Source organism: Marmoricola sp. Leaf446, assembly GCF_001424755.1.
Taxonomy (GTDB): domain Bacteria; phylum Actinomycetota; class Actinomycetes; order Propionibacteriales; family Nocardioidaceae; genus Marmoricola.
Genome location: NZ_LMRF01000001.1, coordinates 128,747 through 144,275 on the forward strand (window position 1 = coordinate 128,747; position 15,529 = coordinate 144,275).

Consider the following 15,529-nt stretch of genomic DNA (forward strand, 5'->3'; position numbering starts at 1 on the left):
GCGGTGTTGTCGCGGCGGTGGGCCAAGTACGTCACCGCACTGCTGCTGTTCGCGATGGTGGTCCCCGGGGCGCTCCTGGTGATCAACACGCTGGACCGCGACCAGGACGAGCGAGCGCGGTCCGAGGACGCGCGGAGATCGACGTGCAGGAGCCTCGTGGTGCGGCTCGTGACCGCGCTCGACGCCTTCACCCAGCAGTTCGACGGGCTGACCGCGACCAGCGACGCCACGATCCCCCCGATGCCGTCCATGCCGCAGCTGCGCACGGAGGCAGCGGGCTTCGACCAGCAGCTGGCCCGGTCGGACTGCCGGGAGGCCGCGGCGCGGACGGCGATCGACGAGTGGCGCCAGGCGAAGGGTGCGACCGGTCCGCTGGCGGACGCGGTGCGAGCAGCGCTCGCGGCCAACGTCCTCGACGTGGTGACGGGGCCCGACGCGGGGGCGCGCTACGAGCTGACACCGGACGAGGACCTCGCGACCGTCCTCTCCCGGATGCCGACCGGGTCGACCGTGGTGCTCCCCGAGGGACGTTTCGCGCTGGACGGCACCGTGGCCCTCGTCCAGGACATCACGATCCAGGGTGCGGGTCGTGGCCGCACCCTGGTCACCTCCCGCGCCCAGGGAGCCGGCCTGGTGCTGGCCTCGCAGGTCACGCTCCGGATGTCCGGGGTCCGGGTGGAGCACCGCGGCGGAGGCAGTGCCTCGGTCCTCCTCCTCCGAGCCGGGACCGCGACGCTCCGCGACGTGCAGGTCGCGGGCGCGACCCGCGACGACCGTGCCGAACCCGGCGCGGAGGCTGTCCTCTCCGGCGGCAGCGGGATCGTGCTCGCCGGGGGAGAGCGGCTGAGCATGCGCGGCTCGAGCGCGACCCGCAACGCCGTGGGTGGGCTGCTCGTGGCCAGTGGCAGGCCCGAGGTCAGGGGCAGCAGCTTCCGCGGCAACGACGTCTGCGGCGTCTGCTACGTCGGGAAGTCCTCAGGCCGGCTCCGCGACAGCGTCCTGGTGGGGAACGGCGCCGGGGTGACGGTCGGCGATCGCGGTGCGCCGGTCGTGGACGACAACCGCATCGAGGCCAACAAGCAGGCAGGGCTCGTCGTCCAGGGCGCCTCCCGCCCCCGGCTGGCGCGCAACACGGTCCGGGGCAACGGGGGCATCGGGGTCGCCGTGTACGGAGCGGCCTCGCCCCAGGTGACCGCCAACACCGTCACCGGGCACGAGCAGGCGGGGATCCTGGTCGACGTGGCCGCCCGGGCCACGCCCGACCTGCGTGGGAACGACCTGCGGGGCAACGGGTCCGCCGGGGTCGTGTTCACGGGTCGGTCGGGCGGCACGGCCTCGGGCAACACCTGCTCCGGAGCGAGGTTCGGCCTGGTCCTCGACGGGTCGGCGGCGCCCGTCCTCGGCCGCAACGACTGCGCGCTGCAGGACCAGCGGAGTCGTTAGCCGCGATCGGTGGACAGTTCTCCTCGATCCGGCGTCACGAGGACGGTTCTCCGTTACCCTCGGCCGGTGAGGAACCGTCTCGACCACCTGTTCGTGCGCTCGACGCTGCGTTTCCTCGCACTCGCCCTCGCGCTCGCTGCCCCGCTCGTGCCGGCCGCGAGCGCACCGGCTGCGGCCGACCCGATCTTCGCCTCGGCCACGACCGCCTACACCACGAGCTCCGATCCCGTCCACGGCCAGCGCTTCAAGATCGTGGGGCAGGTCTTCCTGCTGCTCGGGGAGTCCCCGGCGCCGCTGCCCAACCAGCAGGTGACCCTGGAGCAGCAGCCGACCTCGGGCGCCGCGTGGACCGCCGTGGCCACGGCGACGACGACCGAGACCACCATGGCCAACGGCGAGAAGCACATCGTGTACACCTTCGACCGGGTGGCCTCCCGCACGTCCAGCTTCCGGGTGCGGTACGCCGGGTCCGCGGACTCCCAGGCGATCGGCTCGTCGGTCTCCGACGACGGTGCCGCGGTCCCCGTGCTGGTCCGGGTGCACCGCCAGATGCCGATCCGGCTGACCCAGCCGCGACCCTCCAGGATCTTCATGTCCGGAGAGGCGCGCCCGCTCTACGCCCGCCAGCGGGTCGACGTGCTCCGCAAGACCTGCCCGACCTGTGCGTGGAAGGTCTACGCCCGGCCCCTGACCGACGGCTACGGCCGTTACCGGGTCCGGCTGTACGCACCGCGGAGCGGCTCCTACTACTTCGTCGCCCGCACTCCCGCCTCCCAGGGCTTCGCGCTCTCCACGTCACAGCAGGCCAGGATCCGCGCCAGCTGAGGGCCCGGCGGCTCACCCCTCGGTCGGGGTGAGCCGGAGCAACCGCCCGGCGCCGGCGTCCTCGAGCAGCCAGACCGACCCGTCCGGGCCCTGCTCGACGGCGCGGATGCGCTCGCCCATGTCCCAGGCCTCGATGGCGCCCGCTCGCCGGCCGTCGAGGTCGACGCGCACCAGGGCCTGGCCGGACAGGGCGCCGAGGAAGGCGTCGCCCTGCCAGTCGGGGAACTGCTCGCCGTCGTAGACCATCAGGCTGCCGGGGGAGATGCTCGGGTCCCACCACGCGACGGGGGCGACGAAGCCGTCGCCGTCGGCGTGGTCGGGGATGTCGCTGCCGTCGTAGTTGCTGCCGTCGGAGGCCTCGGGCCAGCCGTAGTTGCCGCCCTCCTCGATGCGGTTGAGCTCGTCGCCGCCCCGGGGCCCCATCTCCGAGGACCACAGCGTCCCGTCGGGGGCGAACTCCAGGCCGAGGGGATTGCGGTGTCCCCAGCTCCAGATGTCGGCCGACCGGCCGTCCTGGTCCGCGAGCGGGTTGCCCGGGGCGGGGTCGCCGTCGAGGGTCAGCCGCACGATGCTGCCGAGGTTGTTGCTGGTGTCCTGGGCCGGGTCGAACTGCTGCCGGTCGCCCGAGCTGACGACGAGGTGACGGCCGTCGGGGTCCACCGCGATCCGGTGCGAGAAGTGCCCGTCGCCGTCGATCGTGGGGGACTGCCGCCAGATCACCTCGAGGCCGTCCAGCCGCGGCTCGCCGTCGGTGACGAGGCGCGCGCGACCCACCACGGCGCCCGACGTGCCGGCGTCCCCGGCCTCGACCCAGCTGAGGTAGACGGTCCCGTCCTCGGCGTACGACGGGCCGGTGACGACGTCGCCCAGCCCGCCCTGACCGGCGTCGACGACCTCGGGCACGCCGGCGACCTCGACCCGCTCGCCGGTGTCCTGGTCGCGCAGGTGCAGCACGCCGTCGCGCTCGGTGACCAGCAGGTCGCCCGAGCCGGGCAGGAACGTCATCGCCCACGGCTGGTCGAACCGGTCGACCTCCTCGACCTCGAACGGGCGGTCCTCCTCGGACGCGGAGGCGTCGCCCTGCGCGCCGGCCGCGGTGCGGCCGCCGTCGAGGGCGTCGCCCGAGCCCGAGCCCGAGCCCGGGGAGCAGCCGGCGACGAGCGCCGCGCTCGCGGCCAGGCTGGCGAGCAGGGCGGGTCGGGTGCGGTGACGGGTCACGCCCCGATCGTCCCCCGGCGGGCAAGGACGATCCCGGAGGGCATCCGGGCCCTGGGTAGCGTCGGGACCACGATGCGACCCCCGTCAGCCCCCGACCGGACGCGCCGTCGCGCGCTGCTCCTGGAGCGGGACGGGGCGACGTGCGTGTGGTGCGGCCGGCCGTTCGGGTCGCTGGTGCAGCCCACGACCGAGCACGTCGTCCCCCGGGTCAAGGGCGGCCCGTCGTGGCTGGAGAACGAGCTGCTGGCCTGCCGCCGGTGTAACGGGCAGCGGGGTCACCAGGCGCCGGTGGCCTGGTGGGAGGAGTGCACCCGGCGCGGGTGGGAGCCCGACCGCGACCGGTTGCTGCGCTCGCTGGTCGCGCTGCAGGAGGCGATCGGGCGACGCGGCGGGCAACGCCGGGCCCGGCCCTACCTGGACCGCGAGCTGCGACGGCTGCGCCGCCACCAGACCTGAGGCGGCGGCTCGTGCGCCGCACGGGTCAGCTCCGCTCCGGCCCGGGACGGACCGGTCCGCTCAGGTCCCGGCGGCCCGGATCTTCCGCGCTGCGAGGGCCACGGCGCCGAGGGCGGCGGCGGTCGCCCACAGCACGGCCCCGGCGCCCGCGCTGGCGGCGAAGGCGCCGGCCGCGGTCGGCACGACGACCTGGCCCAGCCGGTTGCCGGTGAGCCGCAGCGACATCGCCCGCCCGCGCAGCCCGGGCGGGGTGGCGTCCGCCAGCCAGGACATCGTCATGGGCTGTCCCACCCCGAGGCCGAAGCCCATGACGGCGACGACGACGAACAGCGACCAGGTGGGCAGGGGCGCCGGCAGCAGCGCCATGCCGACGGCGGCGCCGGCCACGCTCCCGACCAGCAGCCGGCCTCGGCCCAGGAGCGCCGCCAGCTGCCCGAGGAACAGCCTCGACGCCATCGAGAACACCGCGCGCACCGACAGCAGCGCCCCGATGGTGGCGGCCGAGACGTCGCGCTCGGCGCCCAGGGCGGGCAGGTAGACCAGCGAGATGTCGACGGCCGCCAGGACCACCGAGCTTACCGTGAGCGCGCGGAGCAGGCCGGGGCGCCTGACCAGGGTGCGGAGCGACCCCTGGTCGCCGGTCCGGCCCGGCGCGCCGGTCGTGCGCGGCAGCGCGAGCGTGACGACGAGCAGCGTGGCCGCCACGGCGGCGGAGGCCACGAAGATGGCTCCGGTGTCGGGAATCGCCGACCTCCCGCCGAACAGGGCGATGAAGCCCGGTCCCGCGGCCTGGCCCGCCGAGGCCGCGAACGTGTAGTGGCCGAACGCGGTGTCGTAGCGCGAGCTGTCGGTGACGTTGGCGACGTAGGCCTGCTGCCCCACCACCGAGCACAGGTGTCCCACGCCGAGGGTGACCGTGGCGAGCAGCAGGCCGGGGATGCTGCTGCCCAGGAGGGCGAAGCAGGCCGTGCTGCCGAGGAGGACGACGCCGCCGGTGATCATCAGCGTCTTCTCGCCCAACCGGTCGGTCAGGGTGCCGATGCCGACCGCGAGGAGCAGCGGCACCACGGCGAAGCTCGCGCCGATCGCCCCGAGGAACTGCGCGGGTGCGTCCAGCTCGATGGCGCGGTAGATCGCGGTCGGACGCAGGATGAACGTGACGACCTGGACCAGCAGGGTCGCCCCGTAGAAGCTGGCCTGGCTGAGGGGTGGGCGCCTCACGGTGCGTCGGCGCCGGGTGCGGCTGCGTCCGGCCCCGGCTCCCCGAGGGCCCGGACGGCGACGTCGCGGGCACCGAGGACGTGGCGCGAGGCGAGGTCGGCGGCGGCGACGTCGTCACCCGCGATGATCGCCGCGCAGATGTCGTGGTGCTCGCTCAGGGCGGCGGCGCGACGCTCCTCGCTGGAGTTGGTGGTGAGCTTGTAGCGCCTCATCTGGTCGGTCACCTGCCGATGGAGGTGCCGGGCCCAGGCGTTGTCGGCGATCTCCCCGATGCGGTCGTGGATCGCCGTGCCGGCGGCCATGGCGTCGTCGCGGAAGTGCACGAGGGCCTCGTTGCGGGCGAGCAGCCCGTGCAGCGCGTCGTGGTCGGCCCCCGTCGCCCGCCTCGCCGCCGTGCCGGCCATCAGGCCCTCGAGCGAGGCGCGCACCTCGTAGAGCTCGACGACGTCGCGGGCGTCGAGGCGGGGGACGAGGACGGCGCCCGTCGGCTGCTGCTCGAGCAGGTTCTCGGCGATCAGCCGGCGCACCGCCTCGCGCAGCGGCGTACGGCTGACCCCGAGCTCGGCGGTGAGCGCCGGCTCGTGGAGCCGCTCGCCGGGCGCCAGCTCGAGGTCAAGGATGCGCCGCTTGAGCTCGACGTAGACGAGGTGAGCGCCCGACGCGCGCGCCCCGCCCGGCTGTCGCACCTGGGTCATGTCGAGCAGACTACGGGATCGTGGACATCCGTACTTGTATACGAAGGGTCGGTCAGGCCTGGGGGTTCCGGTTCGAGGGCGCCCCGGTCGACGTCGTGCCCGTCCCCGGGTGAGCCCCACCGAGGTCCTGCTGCTCGTCGCCGCCGGGGTGGGGGCCGGGCTCACCGGCTCCGTCGCCGGCCTCGCGTCGCTGATCAGCTATCCGGCGCTGCTCGCGGCCGGACTTCCGCCTCTGGTCGCCAACGTGACCAACACCGTGGCGCTGACGGGCAACGCGCTCGGCACGACCATCGGCTCCCGGCGCGAGCTGGTGGGCCAGTGGCGACGCCTGCGGGTGCTGATGCTGCTCTGCGGCGGCGGCCTCGGCGCGGCCCTGCTCCTGCTGACGGATCCCGCGGTGTTCGAGGCCGTGGTGCCGTGGCTGGTCGCGCTCGGGTCGGCCCTGCTGCTCCTGCGTGACCGGCTGCGGCGGTGGTCCGAGACCCGGCGCGCGACCGCGGGCCCGCCCCGGGCCTGGCGCGGTCACCTCGTGGTCGGCGCGGTCGGGGTGTACGGCGGCTACTTCGGGGCCGCCGCCGGGGTGATCATGCTCGCCGTCCTGGCGCTGCGGACCACCGAGCCGCTGGCGGTCACCAACGCGGTCAAGAACGTCGCCACCAGCACCGCCAACCTGGTCGCGGCGATCGCCTACGTCGTGCTCGCGCCGGTCGACTGGGCGGCCGTCGTGCCCCTGGCCGGCGGGGCCGTCGTCGGCGGCTGGCTGGGGCCGCAGGTGGTGCGGCTGCTGCCCGAGCGGCCGCTGCGCTGGGGCATCGCCCTCGCCGGGTTCGGACTCGCGGTCCGGCTGCAGCTGGGCTGAGCGCGGCTCAGCGGCCGACGCGTCATACGAGGTGGTCGCCGGGGCGAGCCGGTCGTATGACGCACCTGCGTCCGTCATGCGACGTGGTCGTGGGGGCGACCCGGTCGTATGACGCGCCACCACGGCGCCGAGCCGCGCCGACGGGTCAGGCGGTGGCGGCGATGGCCTCGGCGACGGCCCGGCCGCGGCGCAGGGCGCCGTCGACGTGCTGGTAGCCCTCGGCGGCGGTGTCGGAGCTGGCCCAGTGGATCCGGCCGACCGGCGCGGTCTGGTCCTTGCCGTAGCGCGAGAGGCCGCCGAGGTCGAAGCTCGCGGCGTACGCCCCGCGGGTCCACTCCTCGCTGGCCCAGTCCGACTCGTGGTAGACGAGCGGCTCCAGCGCCTGCGGGCCCAGGTAGTCGGCGATCGAGGCCAGCACCTCCGCCCGGCGCTCGTCGGGGTCGAGCTCGAGGAGGCGGTCGGCCTTCTCGTCGGAGACGAAGCCGACGAGGGTGCCGCGGTCGTCGCCGTGGTTGGTGTTGTCGTAGACCTCCTGCACCAGCGCGGTCGCGCCGAAGCAGGTGCCCGAGAGGCCGGCGTCGCGCCAGAACGGCGTCGCGTAGACGGCGTGCACCTTGATCACCAGGCCGAGCGAGAGGTGCTGGTGCATCTGGTGCTGGCGCCGCGGCAGCGGCGGGTCGTAGCTGATCCGGCTGTAGAGGTTGGGCGGCACGGCGACGACGACGTGGCGGGCCGTGACCGTGACGCGGTCGGACTCCACGACCACGCCGTCGTCGGAGGTGCGGATGGTGCGCACCGGCGTCGCGAGGCGTACGTCGAGCCGGTCGGCCATCGACTCGGAGACCGACTGCATGCCGCCGACCACGCGGCGGTCGAGGATGAACGCGTCGTCGAGCAGGTTGCTGAACGACCCCGCCGAGGCCGCCATCAGCACGGCCTGCAGCGCCGAGAACGCGTGGGCCGGCTTGGTCAGCATGCCGCCGGCGATGAAGAGCCCGATGTTGTCGCAGGCCTGCTCGTCGGTGGAGGCCTCGCGCAGCCAGTGGTGGAAGGAGATCCGGTCGAGCTCGGCGGCGCGCGGGTGGGCCCACGGCTCCCGGCAGCCGATCTCCGCGGCGAGGTCGTCCAGCAGGGCGGTCAGGCGACGCATCTCGGCGGCGGTCTGCTCGCCGACGGGCAGCTCGAGGCCGTCGTACTGCACGACCTCGCCCTCGGGGGTGCGGTAGACCGAGCGGCCCTCGCGGTAGCGGGGGAAGGTGCTCAGGCCGAGCTCGTCGACCAGGCCCAGCAGCTCGGTCTGGTCCGGGGAGACCCACTGGCCGCCGATCTCGAGGAACGCCCCGTCGACCACGTCGCTCCAGGTGCGTCCGCCGACGCGGTCCCGGGCCTCCAGCACCACGACGCTGCGCCCCGCCGCGGCGAGCGTGCGGGCCGCCATCAGGCCCGCGGGCCCGGCGCCGACCACGACGACGTCGCGGTCCAGGGGCGTGGCTGCGGTGTCGCCGTGGGGATGGTGGCTGGTCATCGGTCCTCCGTCGGTGGCATGGTGAACCTACGTCGTGCGACACCGGATCGGTGTCGCGCGCGCGGCTATGGTGCGGAATGCTAGGCCAGGACGGCACCAGGCGACGAATTCCGTAGGTCACGAGAGGAACACCCATGAGCACTGCCACCATCGCCCATTGGGCGTCGGGCGCGTCGTACGACGGCTCCGGCGACCGCCGCGCCGACGTCACCAACCCCGCCACCGGCGAGGTCACCGGGTCGCTGCTGCTGGCCACCCGCGAGGACGCCGACGCCGTCATCGCCGCGGCGAGCGCGGCGGCCCCGGAGTGGGGGCGTACGTCGCTCGCGCGCCGCACCCAGGTCCTCTTCGCCTTCCGCGAGCTGCTCAACTCCCGGCGCGAGGAGCTCGCCGCGATCATCACCGCCGAGCACGGCAAGGTGCTCTCCGACGCGCTCGGGGAGATCGCGCGCGGCCAGGAGGTCGTGGAGTTCGCCTGCGGCCTCTCCCACCTGCTCAAGGGCGGTCACTCCGAGGGCGTCTCGACCGGGGTCGACGTGCACTCCAAGCGCGACCCGCTGGGCGTGGTCGGCATCATCTCGCCCTTCAACTTCCCGGCCATGGTGCCGATGTGGTTCTTCCCGATCGCGATCGCGGCCGGCAACGCGGTGGTCCTCAAGCCCAGCGAGAAGGACCCGTCGGCCGCGCTGTGGCTGGCGCGGCTGTGGCAGGAGGCCGGCCTGCCCGACGGCGTCTTCAACGTGCTGCAGGGCGACAAGGTCGCCGTCGACGCGCTGCTGCAGAGCCCCGACGTGCAGGCGATCAGCTTCGTCGGCTCGACGCCGATCGCGGAGTACGTCTACGCCGAGGCCACCCAGCGGGGCAAGCGGGTGCAGGCGCTCGGCGGCGCCAAGAACCACATGGTGGTGCTGCCCGACGCCGACCTCGACCTCGCGGCCGACTCGGCCGTCAACGCCGGCTACGGCAGCGCGGGGGAGCGGTGCATGGCCATCAGCGTGCTCGTGGCGGTCGGGCCGGTCGCCGACGACCTGGTCGCCCGCATCGCCGACCGCACCCGCGGCCTGGTGATCGGCGACGGCGGCGACACCGGCGAGGAGAAGGAGGCCGACATGGGTCCCCTGGTCACCCGGGAGCACCGCGACCGCGTCGCCTCCTTCGTCGAGTCCGGGGAGCAGGAGGGCGCCAAGGTGGTGGTCGACGGCCGCGAGGTGCAGCCGCGCGGCGCGCAGGACGGCTTCTGGCTCGGCCCGACGCTGCTCGACCACGTCACCCCGGAGATGGGCGTCTACACCGAGGAGATCTTCGGCCCGGTGCTCAGTGTCGTGCGCGTGGAGACCTACGAAGAGGCGGTGGCGCTGGTCAACGCCAACCCCTACGGCAACGGCACCGCGGTGTTCACCAACGACGGCGGGGCGGCCCGCCGCTACGAGGCCGACGTGCACGTCGGGATGATCGGCGTCAACGTGCCGGTGCCGGTGCCGGTCGCGTCGTACTCCTTCGGGGGGTGGAAGCGCTCGCTGTTCGGCGACACCCACGCCCACGGCACGGAGGGCGTCCACTTCTTCACCCGCGGCAAGGTCGTCACCACCCGCTGGGTCGACCCCGCCAACCGGCCGCAGGGCGGCCTCGAGCTGGGGTTCCCGCGCAATGTCTGAGCCGACCACCACCCGCAGCGAGCTCGTCGACCTCGACGCCGCGCAGACCTCCGAGCTCGACCGCCGCCACGTCTTCCACTCCTGGTCGGCCCAGGCGTCCCTCGCGCCGATGGTGATCACCAAGGCGCAGGGCTCCCACGTCTGGGACGGCGAGGGCCACCGGCTGCTCGACTTCACCTCGCAGCTGGTCTTCACCAACCTGGGCCACCAGCACCCGCGGGTCGTCTCGGCCGTGCAGGAGCAGGCGGCCCACCTGTGCACGGTCGCGCCGCAGCACGCCAACGCCGCCCGCTCCGAGGCGGCGCGGCTGGTCGCCTCGCACACGCCCGAGGGCCTCGACAAGGTCTTCTTCACCAACGGCGGCGCGGACGCCAACGAGCACGCGGTGCGGATGGCCCGGCTGCACACCGGTCGGCCCAAGGTGCTCTCCACCTACCGCAGCTACCACGGCGGCACCCAGCTCGCGATCAACCTGACGGGGGACCCGCGGCGCTGGCCCAACGACCAGGCGGCGACCGGGACGGTCCACTTCTTCGGGCCCTACCTCTACCGCAGCGCCTTCCACGCCACCTCGCAGGAGGAGGAGGGCGAGCGGGCGCTGGAGCACCTCGCCCAGGTGATCGCGCTCGAGGGTCCCGGCACCATCGCCGCGATCGTGCTCGAGAGCATCCCCGGCACCGCCGGCATCATGGTGCCGCCGCCCGGCTACCTCAGCGGGGTCCGCGCGCTGTGCGACCGCCACGGCATCCTGCTCGTGCTCGACGAGGTGATGGCCGGGTTCGGCCGCGCCGGGCGTTGGTTCGCCTGCGAGCTCGACGGCGTCGTGCCCGACCTGCTGACCTTCGCCAAGGGGGTCAACTCCGGCTACGTGCCGCTCGGCGGCGTCGCGATCAGCGCCGAGGTCGCCGCGACCTTCGACGAGCGCCCCTACCCGGGCGGCCTGACCTACTCCGGGCACCCGCTGGCGTGCGCCGCGGCCGTCGCCACGATCCGCACCATGGAGGACGACCGCGTCGTCGAGCACGCCGCCGCCCTGGGCGAGGAGGTCTTCGCCCCCGGGCTGGAGGCGCTGCGCGCGGAGCATGCGTGGATCGGCGAGGTGCGGGGCACCGGCGCGTTCTGGGCCGTCGAGCTCGTGGCCGATCGGGCCACCCGGGAGCCGCTGGCGCCGTACGTCGGGACCAGCCCGCAGCTGACCTCGGTCGTGGCCGCCTGCAAGCGCCGGGGGCTGCTGCCGCTCGCGGCCGGCAACCGGATCCACCTGGTGCCGCCGCTGACCACCTCGGCCGACGAGGTGCGCGAGGCCATCGGCATCCTGGGCGAGGCGCTCGGCGAGGTGGCGGCCACCGCCTGAGCGGCGGCCGCCCGGCCGGCCCGGCGGTGCTAGCGGGCGGTGCGACGGCCGAGCAGCACCTGGCCGGCTCCGAGCAGCAGCAGCGCGAGGCCGCCGGCCAGCAGGTCCCAGCGCGGGCCGCCGGTGTCGGGCAGCGCCGACGTGGTGGTCGCCGTCGTGGCGGTGCTCGTGGCCGGCGCGGCCTGCGCCCCGCCGGTGCTGCCGGTGCCGGACCCGGTGCCTGAGCCGGTGCCGTTGCCGGAGCCCGTGACCGGGCCGTTCCCGCCGCCGTCCCCGCCGCCGGGGGTGCCGCCGGGGGTGCCGCCGGGGGTGCCGCCGGGGATGCCGGTGCCGGGTGCGCCGGTGGTGGGTGCGCCGGAGGCCGGGACGCCACCGGAGGTCGTCGGCAGGGTCAGGCTCTGCGGGGGCAGCGGCTCGGTGGAGTCCGCGCCCGCGGCGGTGACGACGCCGACCCCGACCGGGGCGGTGTTGCCGCGGTAGTTGGGCGACGCGCCGGCGACGAGCAGCCGGATCCTGTGGCCCTTCTCGAACCGGTGGACGAAGGCGGGCATGGTCACCGTGAAGGGCTCCGCGACGTCGGGCACGCGCACCGGCGCCGCCAGGTTGCGGACCACCCGTGCGGTGCCGTCCGGCGCGACGTCGGCGACCTTGAGGAACAGCACGAGCTTGGCGGCGTCGGGCGTGCCCTCGCCGCCGGGCGCCTGCACCTGCAGCCGGGCCTGCGGCGAGCCGACGACGTCGACCGCGCGGCTGAGCGGGGCGGTGTCGTAGCGCGCCGAGGTGCCCGGCTCCTCCGCCCGCGGCTCGAGCTCCTCGGGCTGCTCGAAGAGCGAGCTGACGACGTCGAGCTGCTCGGCGGCCGAGAGCGGACCGCCCGGGGCGACGAAGTCCTCGCGGCCCGCGGTGACGTCGCCGCGGTCGGTCACCAGCGAGCCGCCGGTCAGCGAGCTGGTCGGCGTGCTGGACAGGTGGTAGGTCGAGGTGGAGCCGACCGGGTAGGACGGCGCGCTGCGGTAGGCGCCCTCGGCGCTGTCAGCGGGGTCGTAGTCGACCCAGTCGCGGAAGTAGGAGAACTCCGGACCGGTCGAGACGCTCGAGTCCTTGAGGTAGTGGTCGAACCAGTCGACGATGCGCCGCGTGATGTTCTGGTCGCCGTAGCTCGGGGCCTCGAAGTCGATCTCGCCGGGGGCGGGGTCGCCGGAGTGGCCGTACTGCACCCAGCTCATCTTCACCGGCGTGCCCTGCTCCTTCAGCGCCTGGTAGGTCGCCACCGCCTCGTTGAGGTTGAACAGCGTGTCGGCCTGGCCCTGCAGGATCAGTGTCGGGACCTTCACCTGGTCCTGGTAGCTCGCCACCGAGGCGCGTCGCAGCGCCCGGACGCTGGCGTCGTCGAGGGCTCCGGTCGTCGCACCGGTGACCAGCGCCGGGCAGACGAAGTCGGCGAAGTTGGGGCAGTTCCTGGGGATGGGGTCCTGCTGGTTCTGCACGTCACCGGTCAGGCCGATGGCGGAGAAGCCGAGCGCCCAGTTGGTCTTCACCGAGCCGGGGGTGGCGGTGCTGACGCCGGCCCGCTCCTGCCCGGGCAGCGTGGTCTGGTCGGTGTTGTTGGGTCCCAGCGAGTAGCTGAGGTCGTTCCAGGTGATCAGCGGGACGATGGTGTCGAGCTTCGGGGTGACCGAGGCGGCGGCGTACTGCACCTGGCCGCCGTAGGAGCCGCCCACCATGCCCACCCGGGGGTCCTGCCGGGACGGGTCGCCGTCGAGCCTCACCACGGCGAGGGGCTCGACCGCCTGGGCCTCGGTGTGCTCCTCGCCCGTGAAGGCGATCCCGTCGGCGCCACCGAGGAAGTCGATGAGCTGGGCGGCGGCCCTGCCGTCGTGGTCGGGGTCGTCCAGCGTGATCTCGCAGCCGGAGCCCCCGAAGCCGAGGCCGGAGTAGCTGAGCACGACGTAGCCGCGCTTGGCGAACAGCGTGGCCAGCCCGGCCTGGTCGTCCTTGCTGCCTCCGAAGCCGTTGGTGGTGAGGATCGCCGGCCGCCGGTCGTCCGCGGACGCCGTCTCGGGCACGTAGAGGTCACCGACGACGTCGCAGTCCTCGTCCTCCGGGCCGACCTGCACGGCGAAGTGCAGGGTCGTGACCGAGAACTCCTGGTCGAGGTCCTCCGCAGCGGACGCGGGCTGCACGAGACCTCCGGTGAGGCCCACGACCAGCGTGGTGAGGGCGAGGACGGCGGTGCGGCGAGCACGGTGCATGGAGGTTCCCTTCGAGTGACCGAGTGCACAACGACGGCTCCGCGCCGGGGTCACGTCGCGCTCGGGCGGGGTCGTGCCCAGGCGTCGGCCACCATGGGCGACGTGGTGGCGGAGCGAGCAGGCCGACCGGGCACGCCGTCCCCCGACCGCGCGCCCGAGGGTCACGGTCGCCCCGAGGGTCGGCGCGTCGACCTGCTGCTGGGGGCGGGCATCGGGCTGCGGGCGCTCTGGGGCCTGGCGATGTTGCCGCTCATCCCGCTGCTCATCGGCACCCACCCGCTGCTGCTCACGCTGCTCAGCGGATCGACGGTGGCCGAGGTGGCGCTGGGGGCACAGGTGCGCATCGGCGCGGTCGCGTGGCCCGTCGCCGTGCTCGCCGGGCTGCCGGTGTGGGTCCTCACGGACTGGCTCTACTGGCTCGCCGGCCGCAGGTGGGGCGACCGGGCGCTGCGGCTGCTGGCCAGTCGCGGTCGGGGCGGTCGGGGCGATCCCGCCCAGGCGGAGCGCCGCGTCGAGAAGGCCGAGCGTGCGGCGTACCGGTTCGGGCCGGGGGGCGTCGTGCTCGCACCGTTCCTGCCGGTGCCCAGCCCGCTGGTGTACGCCGCGGCCGGCACTGCCGGCATGCGGCTGCGGGTCTTCCTCGCGCTCGACGTGCTCGGGCGGCTGGCGTCGTCGGTCCTCGTCGTCACGCTCGGCTTCACCCTGGGGCGGCGGGCGGTGGACCTGCTCGACGTGGTGCGGGAGTACGCCCTCGTGATCACGCTGGTCCTCGTCGCGGTGCTGCTCCTGGCCCACGTCGTGCGACGCCGGCGCACCGCCTGAGCGCTCAGCGTCGCCGCAGCGCGACCACGGGGATGGTGCGGGACGTCTTGGCCTCGTAGCCGCGGAAGCCGTCGCTCATCTCCTTGAACCGCTCCCACGCCCGGTCGCGATCGTCGCCGGCGAGCTCCTCCGCGCGGACCTCCACCGTGCCGTCGTCCGGCGTCTCGATCGCGACCTCGGGGTGGGCCCGGAGGTTGTGGAACCAGTCGGGGTTGTCCGGGGCCCCGGCCTTGGACGCCGCCACGAGCCAGGTGTCGTCGCCGTCGCGCACGTGGGCGAGCGGGCTGACCCGCTCGGTGCCGCTGCGCGCGCCGACGTGGTGGAGCAGCACGAGCGAGCGGCCGAACGGAGCTGCCTCGGTCACGGTGCCGCCGTTGTCGCGGAACTCCGCGACAACCCGGGCGTTCCAGTCCTGGTGCTCCGACACGGGGTTCCTCCTGGTGGGGCCGCGGCCTAGGTGACGGGCCGGGTGCGGACGTAGGTCTCGAAGGTAGCGCTCAGCACCGTCGTCCCGTCGTCGCGCCGGACCCGGGCGTGCACGACCGCGAGCGCGCGGGGCGCCCGCCCGGACGCGTCGGCCCGGCCGGGCGTCACGCTCTCCACCAGCAGCGACGCGTGCAGCACGTCCCCGGCCACCACCGGCGCGGGGAAGCGCAACTCTCGGATCTGCCGACCCGCGACCACCGCCCACCCGCCGATCGCCCCGGCGACCGAGAGCCGCTGGTAGATCCCGAGCGTGTGGATCCCGCTCGCGATCACCTCGCCGAAGTGCCCGGCGGCCGCGGCGTCGGGGTCGGTGTGGAAGCCCTGCGGGTCCCACTGGCGCGCGAACTCCAGCATCTCCGCGAGCGTCACCTCGTGGGAGCCGAGCTCCACCGTCGAGCCGACCGGCAGGTCCTCGGCGTACAGCAGGGGTGCGTCGTCCACCCCGGCTGTCTACCAGGAAGGACGCCGCAGGGGAGGGCCGTCGGCTGGTCGGGCGGCCGGTTGGTCGGGGCGTCGAGCCGTCGGGTGGTCGAGGAGGGACCAAGTCCCGTCACGAGACCCTGCGGCCCTCTCGGGTGGTCGGTGGTCGGGTGGTCGGTGGTCGGTGGTCGGTGGTCGGTGGTCGGGTCGTGGGGTGGTTCGGGCGTCGGGACGCCGGGTGGTCGAGGAGGGACGAAGTCCCGTCACGAGACCCGCGAGATCCCTCGTTCCACATGAC

Annotated in this window: 14 protein-coding genes; 7 read left to right on the forward strand and 7 right to left on the reverse strand. The window is 74.4% G+C overall.

Going from position 1 to position 15,529, the window contains the following annotated elements:
* Window positions 1–3 precede the first annotated feature (3 nt).
* Window positions 4–1,443 (forward strand): right-handed parallel beta-helix repeat-containing protein, encoded by a 1,440-nt coding sequence (locus ASG49_RS00520; protein WP_056535694.1) that lies wholly within the window; start codon window positions 4–6, stop codon window positions 1,441–1,443.
* 66 nt (window positions 1,444–1,509) lie between these two features.
* Window positions 1,510–2,268 (forward strand): hypothetical protein, encoded by a 759-nt coding sequence (locus ASG49_RS00525; RefSeq protein WP_056535697.1) that lies wholly within the window; start codon window positions 1,510–1,512, stop codon window positions 2,266–2,268.
* 12 nt (window positions 2,269–2,280) lie between these two features.
* On the opposite strand, the gene ASG49_RS00530 is transcribed toward ASG49_RS00525, so the two are convergent.
* A complete protein-coding gene (locus ASG49_RS00530; RefSeq protein WP_235561843.1) occupies window positions 2,281–3,486 on the reverse strand; it encodes a PQQ-dependent sugar dehydrogenase in 1,206 nt (401 codons plus the stop codon).
* 72 nt (window positions 3,487–3,558) lie between these two features.
* Between ASG49_RS00530 and ASG49_RS00535 the strand changes: the two genes are divergently transcribed.
* Window positions 3,559–3,942, forward strand: a complete 384-nt coding sequence (locus ASG49_RS00535) for an HNH endonuclease (protein ID WP_056535699.1) — start codon at window positions 3,559–3,561, stop codon at window positions 3,940–3,942.
* A 60-nt stretch (window positions 3,943–4,002) separates the two neighbouring features.
* Here the strand turns inward: ASG49_RS00535 and ASG49_RS00540 are convergent, their stop codons facing one another.
* Complete coding sequence (locus tag ASG49_RS00540; RefSeq protein ID WP_056535701.1) at window positions 4,003–5,163, reverse strand: MFS transporter; 1,161 nt, start codon at window positions 5,161–5,163, stop codon at window positions 4,003–4,005.
* Entirely contained in the window at window positions 5,160–5,858 is a 699-nt protein-coding gene (locus ASG49_RS00545) for a GntR family transcriptional regulator (RefSeq protein ID WP_056535703.1), read from the reverse strand. The genes ASG49_RS00540 and ASG49_RS00545 overlap by 4 nt, the downstream gene beginning before the upstream one ends.
* Window positions 5,859–5,967: 109 nt before the next feature.
* Here ASG49_RS00545 and ASG49_RS00550 point away from each other — a divergent pair, with 109 nt between their 5' ends.
* Complete coding sequence (locus ASG49_RS00550; RefSeq protein WP_056535706.1) at window positions 5,968–6,717, forward strand: sulfite exporter TauE/SafE family protein; 750 nt, start codon at window positions 5,968–5,970, stop codon at window positions 6,715–6,717.
* A gap of 145 nt (window positions 6,718–6,862) precedes the next feature.
* Here ASG49_RS00550 and ASG49_RS00555 read toward each other — a convergent pair whose 3' ends face one another.
* Window positions 6,863–8,242 carry a flavin monoamine oxidase family protein gene (locus ASG49_RS00555; protein ID WP_056535709.1) on the reverse strand — a complete coding sequence of 460 codons (1,380 nt, stop codon included), beginning with the start codon at window positions 8,240–8,242 and terminating at the stop codon, window positions 6,863–6,865.
* Window positions 8,243–8,376: 134 nt separating this feature from the next.
* Between ASG49_RS00555 and ASG49_RS00560 the strand changes: the two genes are divergently transcribed.
* Together ASG49_RS00560 and ASG49_RS00565 are read left to right on the forward strand one after the other, a co-directional pair.
* The gene (locus tag ASG49_RS00560; protein ID WP_082533680.1) at window positions 8,377–9,897 is read left to right on the forward strand and encodes a CoA-acylating methylmalonate-semialdehyde dehydrogenase; all 1,521 of its coding nucleotides are present in this window, start codon (window positions 8,377–8,379) and stop codon (window positions 9,895–9,897) included.
* Entirely contained in the window at window positions 9,890–11,251 is a 1,362-nt protein-coding gene (locus ASG49_RS00565; RefSeq protein ID WP_056535712.1) for an aspartate aminotransferase family protein, read from the forward strand. Before ASG49_RS00560 ends, ASG49_RS00565 begins: the two co-directional genes overlap by 8 nt.
* Before the next feature lie 29 nt (window positions 11,252–11,280).
* Here ASG49_RS00565 and ASG49_RS00570 read toward each other — a convergent pair whose 3' ends face one another.
* Window positions 11,281–13,503: a CocE/NonD family hydrolase gene (locus ASG49_RS00570; protein WP_082533681.1), complete on the reverse strand. Its 2,223-nt coding sequence runs from the start codon at window positions 13,501–13,503 to the stop codon at window positions 11,281–11,283.
* A gap of 93 nt (window positions 13,504–13,596) precedes the next feature.
* On the opposite strand from ASG49_RS00570, the gene ASG49_RS00575 reads away from it, so the two are divergent.
* Window positions 13,597–14,325 carry a DedA family protein gene (locus ASG49_RS00575; RefSeq protein ID WP_056535714.1) on the forward strand — a complete coding sequence of 243 codons (729 nt, stop codon included), beginning with the start codon at window positions 13,597–13,599 and terminating at the stop codon, window positions 14,323–14,325.
* A 4-nt stretch (window positions 14,326–14,329) separates the two neighbouring features.
* On the opposite strand, the gene ASG49_RS00580 is transcribed toward ASG49_RS00575, so the two are convergent.
* Both ASG49_RS00580 and ASG49_RS00585 read right to left on the reverse strand, forming a co-directional pair.
* Window positions 14,330–14,752, reverse strand: a complete 423-nt coding sequence (locus ASG49_RS00580; protein ID WP_056535716.1) for a nitroreductase/quinone reductase family protein — start codon at window positions 14,750–14,752, stop codon at window positions 14,330–14,332.
* Window positions 14,753–14,778: 26 nt separating this feature from the next.
* Window positions 14,779–15,252 (reverse strand): MaoC/PaaZ C-terminal domain-containing protein, encoded by a 474-nt coding sequence (locus ASG49_RS00585; protein ID WP_056535719.1) that lies wholly within the window; start codon window positions 15,250–15,252, stop codon window positions 14,779–14,781.
* Window positions 15,253–15,529 lie beyond the last annotated feature (277 nt).

What these genes read in the sequence shown, in the direction of transcription:
- ASG49_RS00575 (WP_056535714.1), top strand. Translation starts at nt 13,597, where the DNA reads ATGGGCGACGTGGTGGCGGAGCGAGCAGGCCGACCGGGCACGCCGTCC.
- ASG49_RS00560 (WP_082533680.1), top strand. Translation starts at nt 8,377, where the DNA reads ATGAGCACTGCCACCATCGCCCATTGGGCGTCGGGCGCGTCGTACGAC.
- ASG49_RS00570 (WP_082533681.1), bottom strand. Translation starts at nt 13,503, where the DNA reads ATGCACCGTGCTCGCCGCACCGCCGTCCTCGCCCTCACCACGCTGGTC.
- ASG49_RS00565 (WP_056535712.1), top strand. Translation starts at nt 9,890, where the DNA reads ATGTCTGAGCCGACCACCACCCGCAGCGAGCTCGTCGACCTCGACGCC.
- ASG49_RS00535 (WP_056535699.1), top strand. Translation starts at nt 3,559, where the DNA reads ATGCGACCCCCGTCAGCCCCCGACCGGACGCGCCGTCGCGCGCTGCTC.
- ASG49_RS00545 (WP_056535703.1), bottom strand. Translation starts at nt 5,858, where the DNA reads ATGACCCAGGTGCGACAGCCGGGCGGGGCGCGCGCGTCGGGCGCTCAC.
- ASG49_RS00555 (WP_056535709.1), bottom strand. Translation starts at nt 8,242, where the DNA reads ATGACCAGCCACCATCCCCACGGCGACACCGCAGCCACGCCCCTGGAC.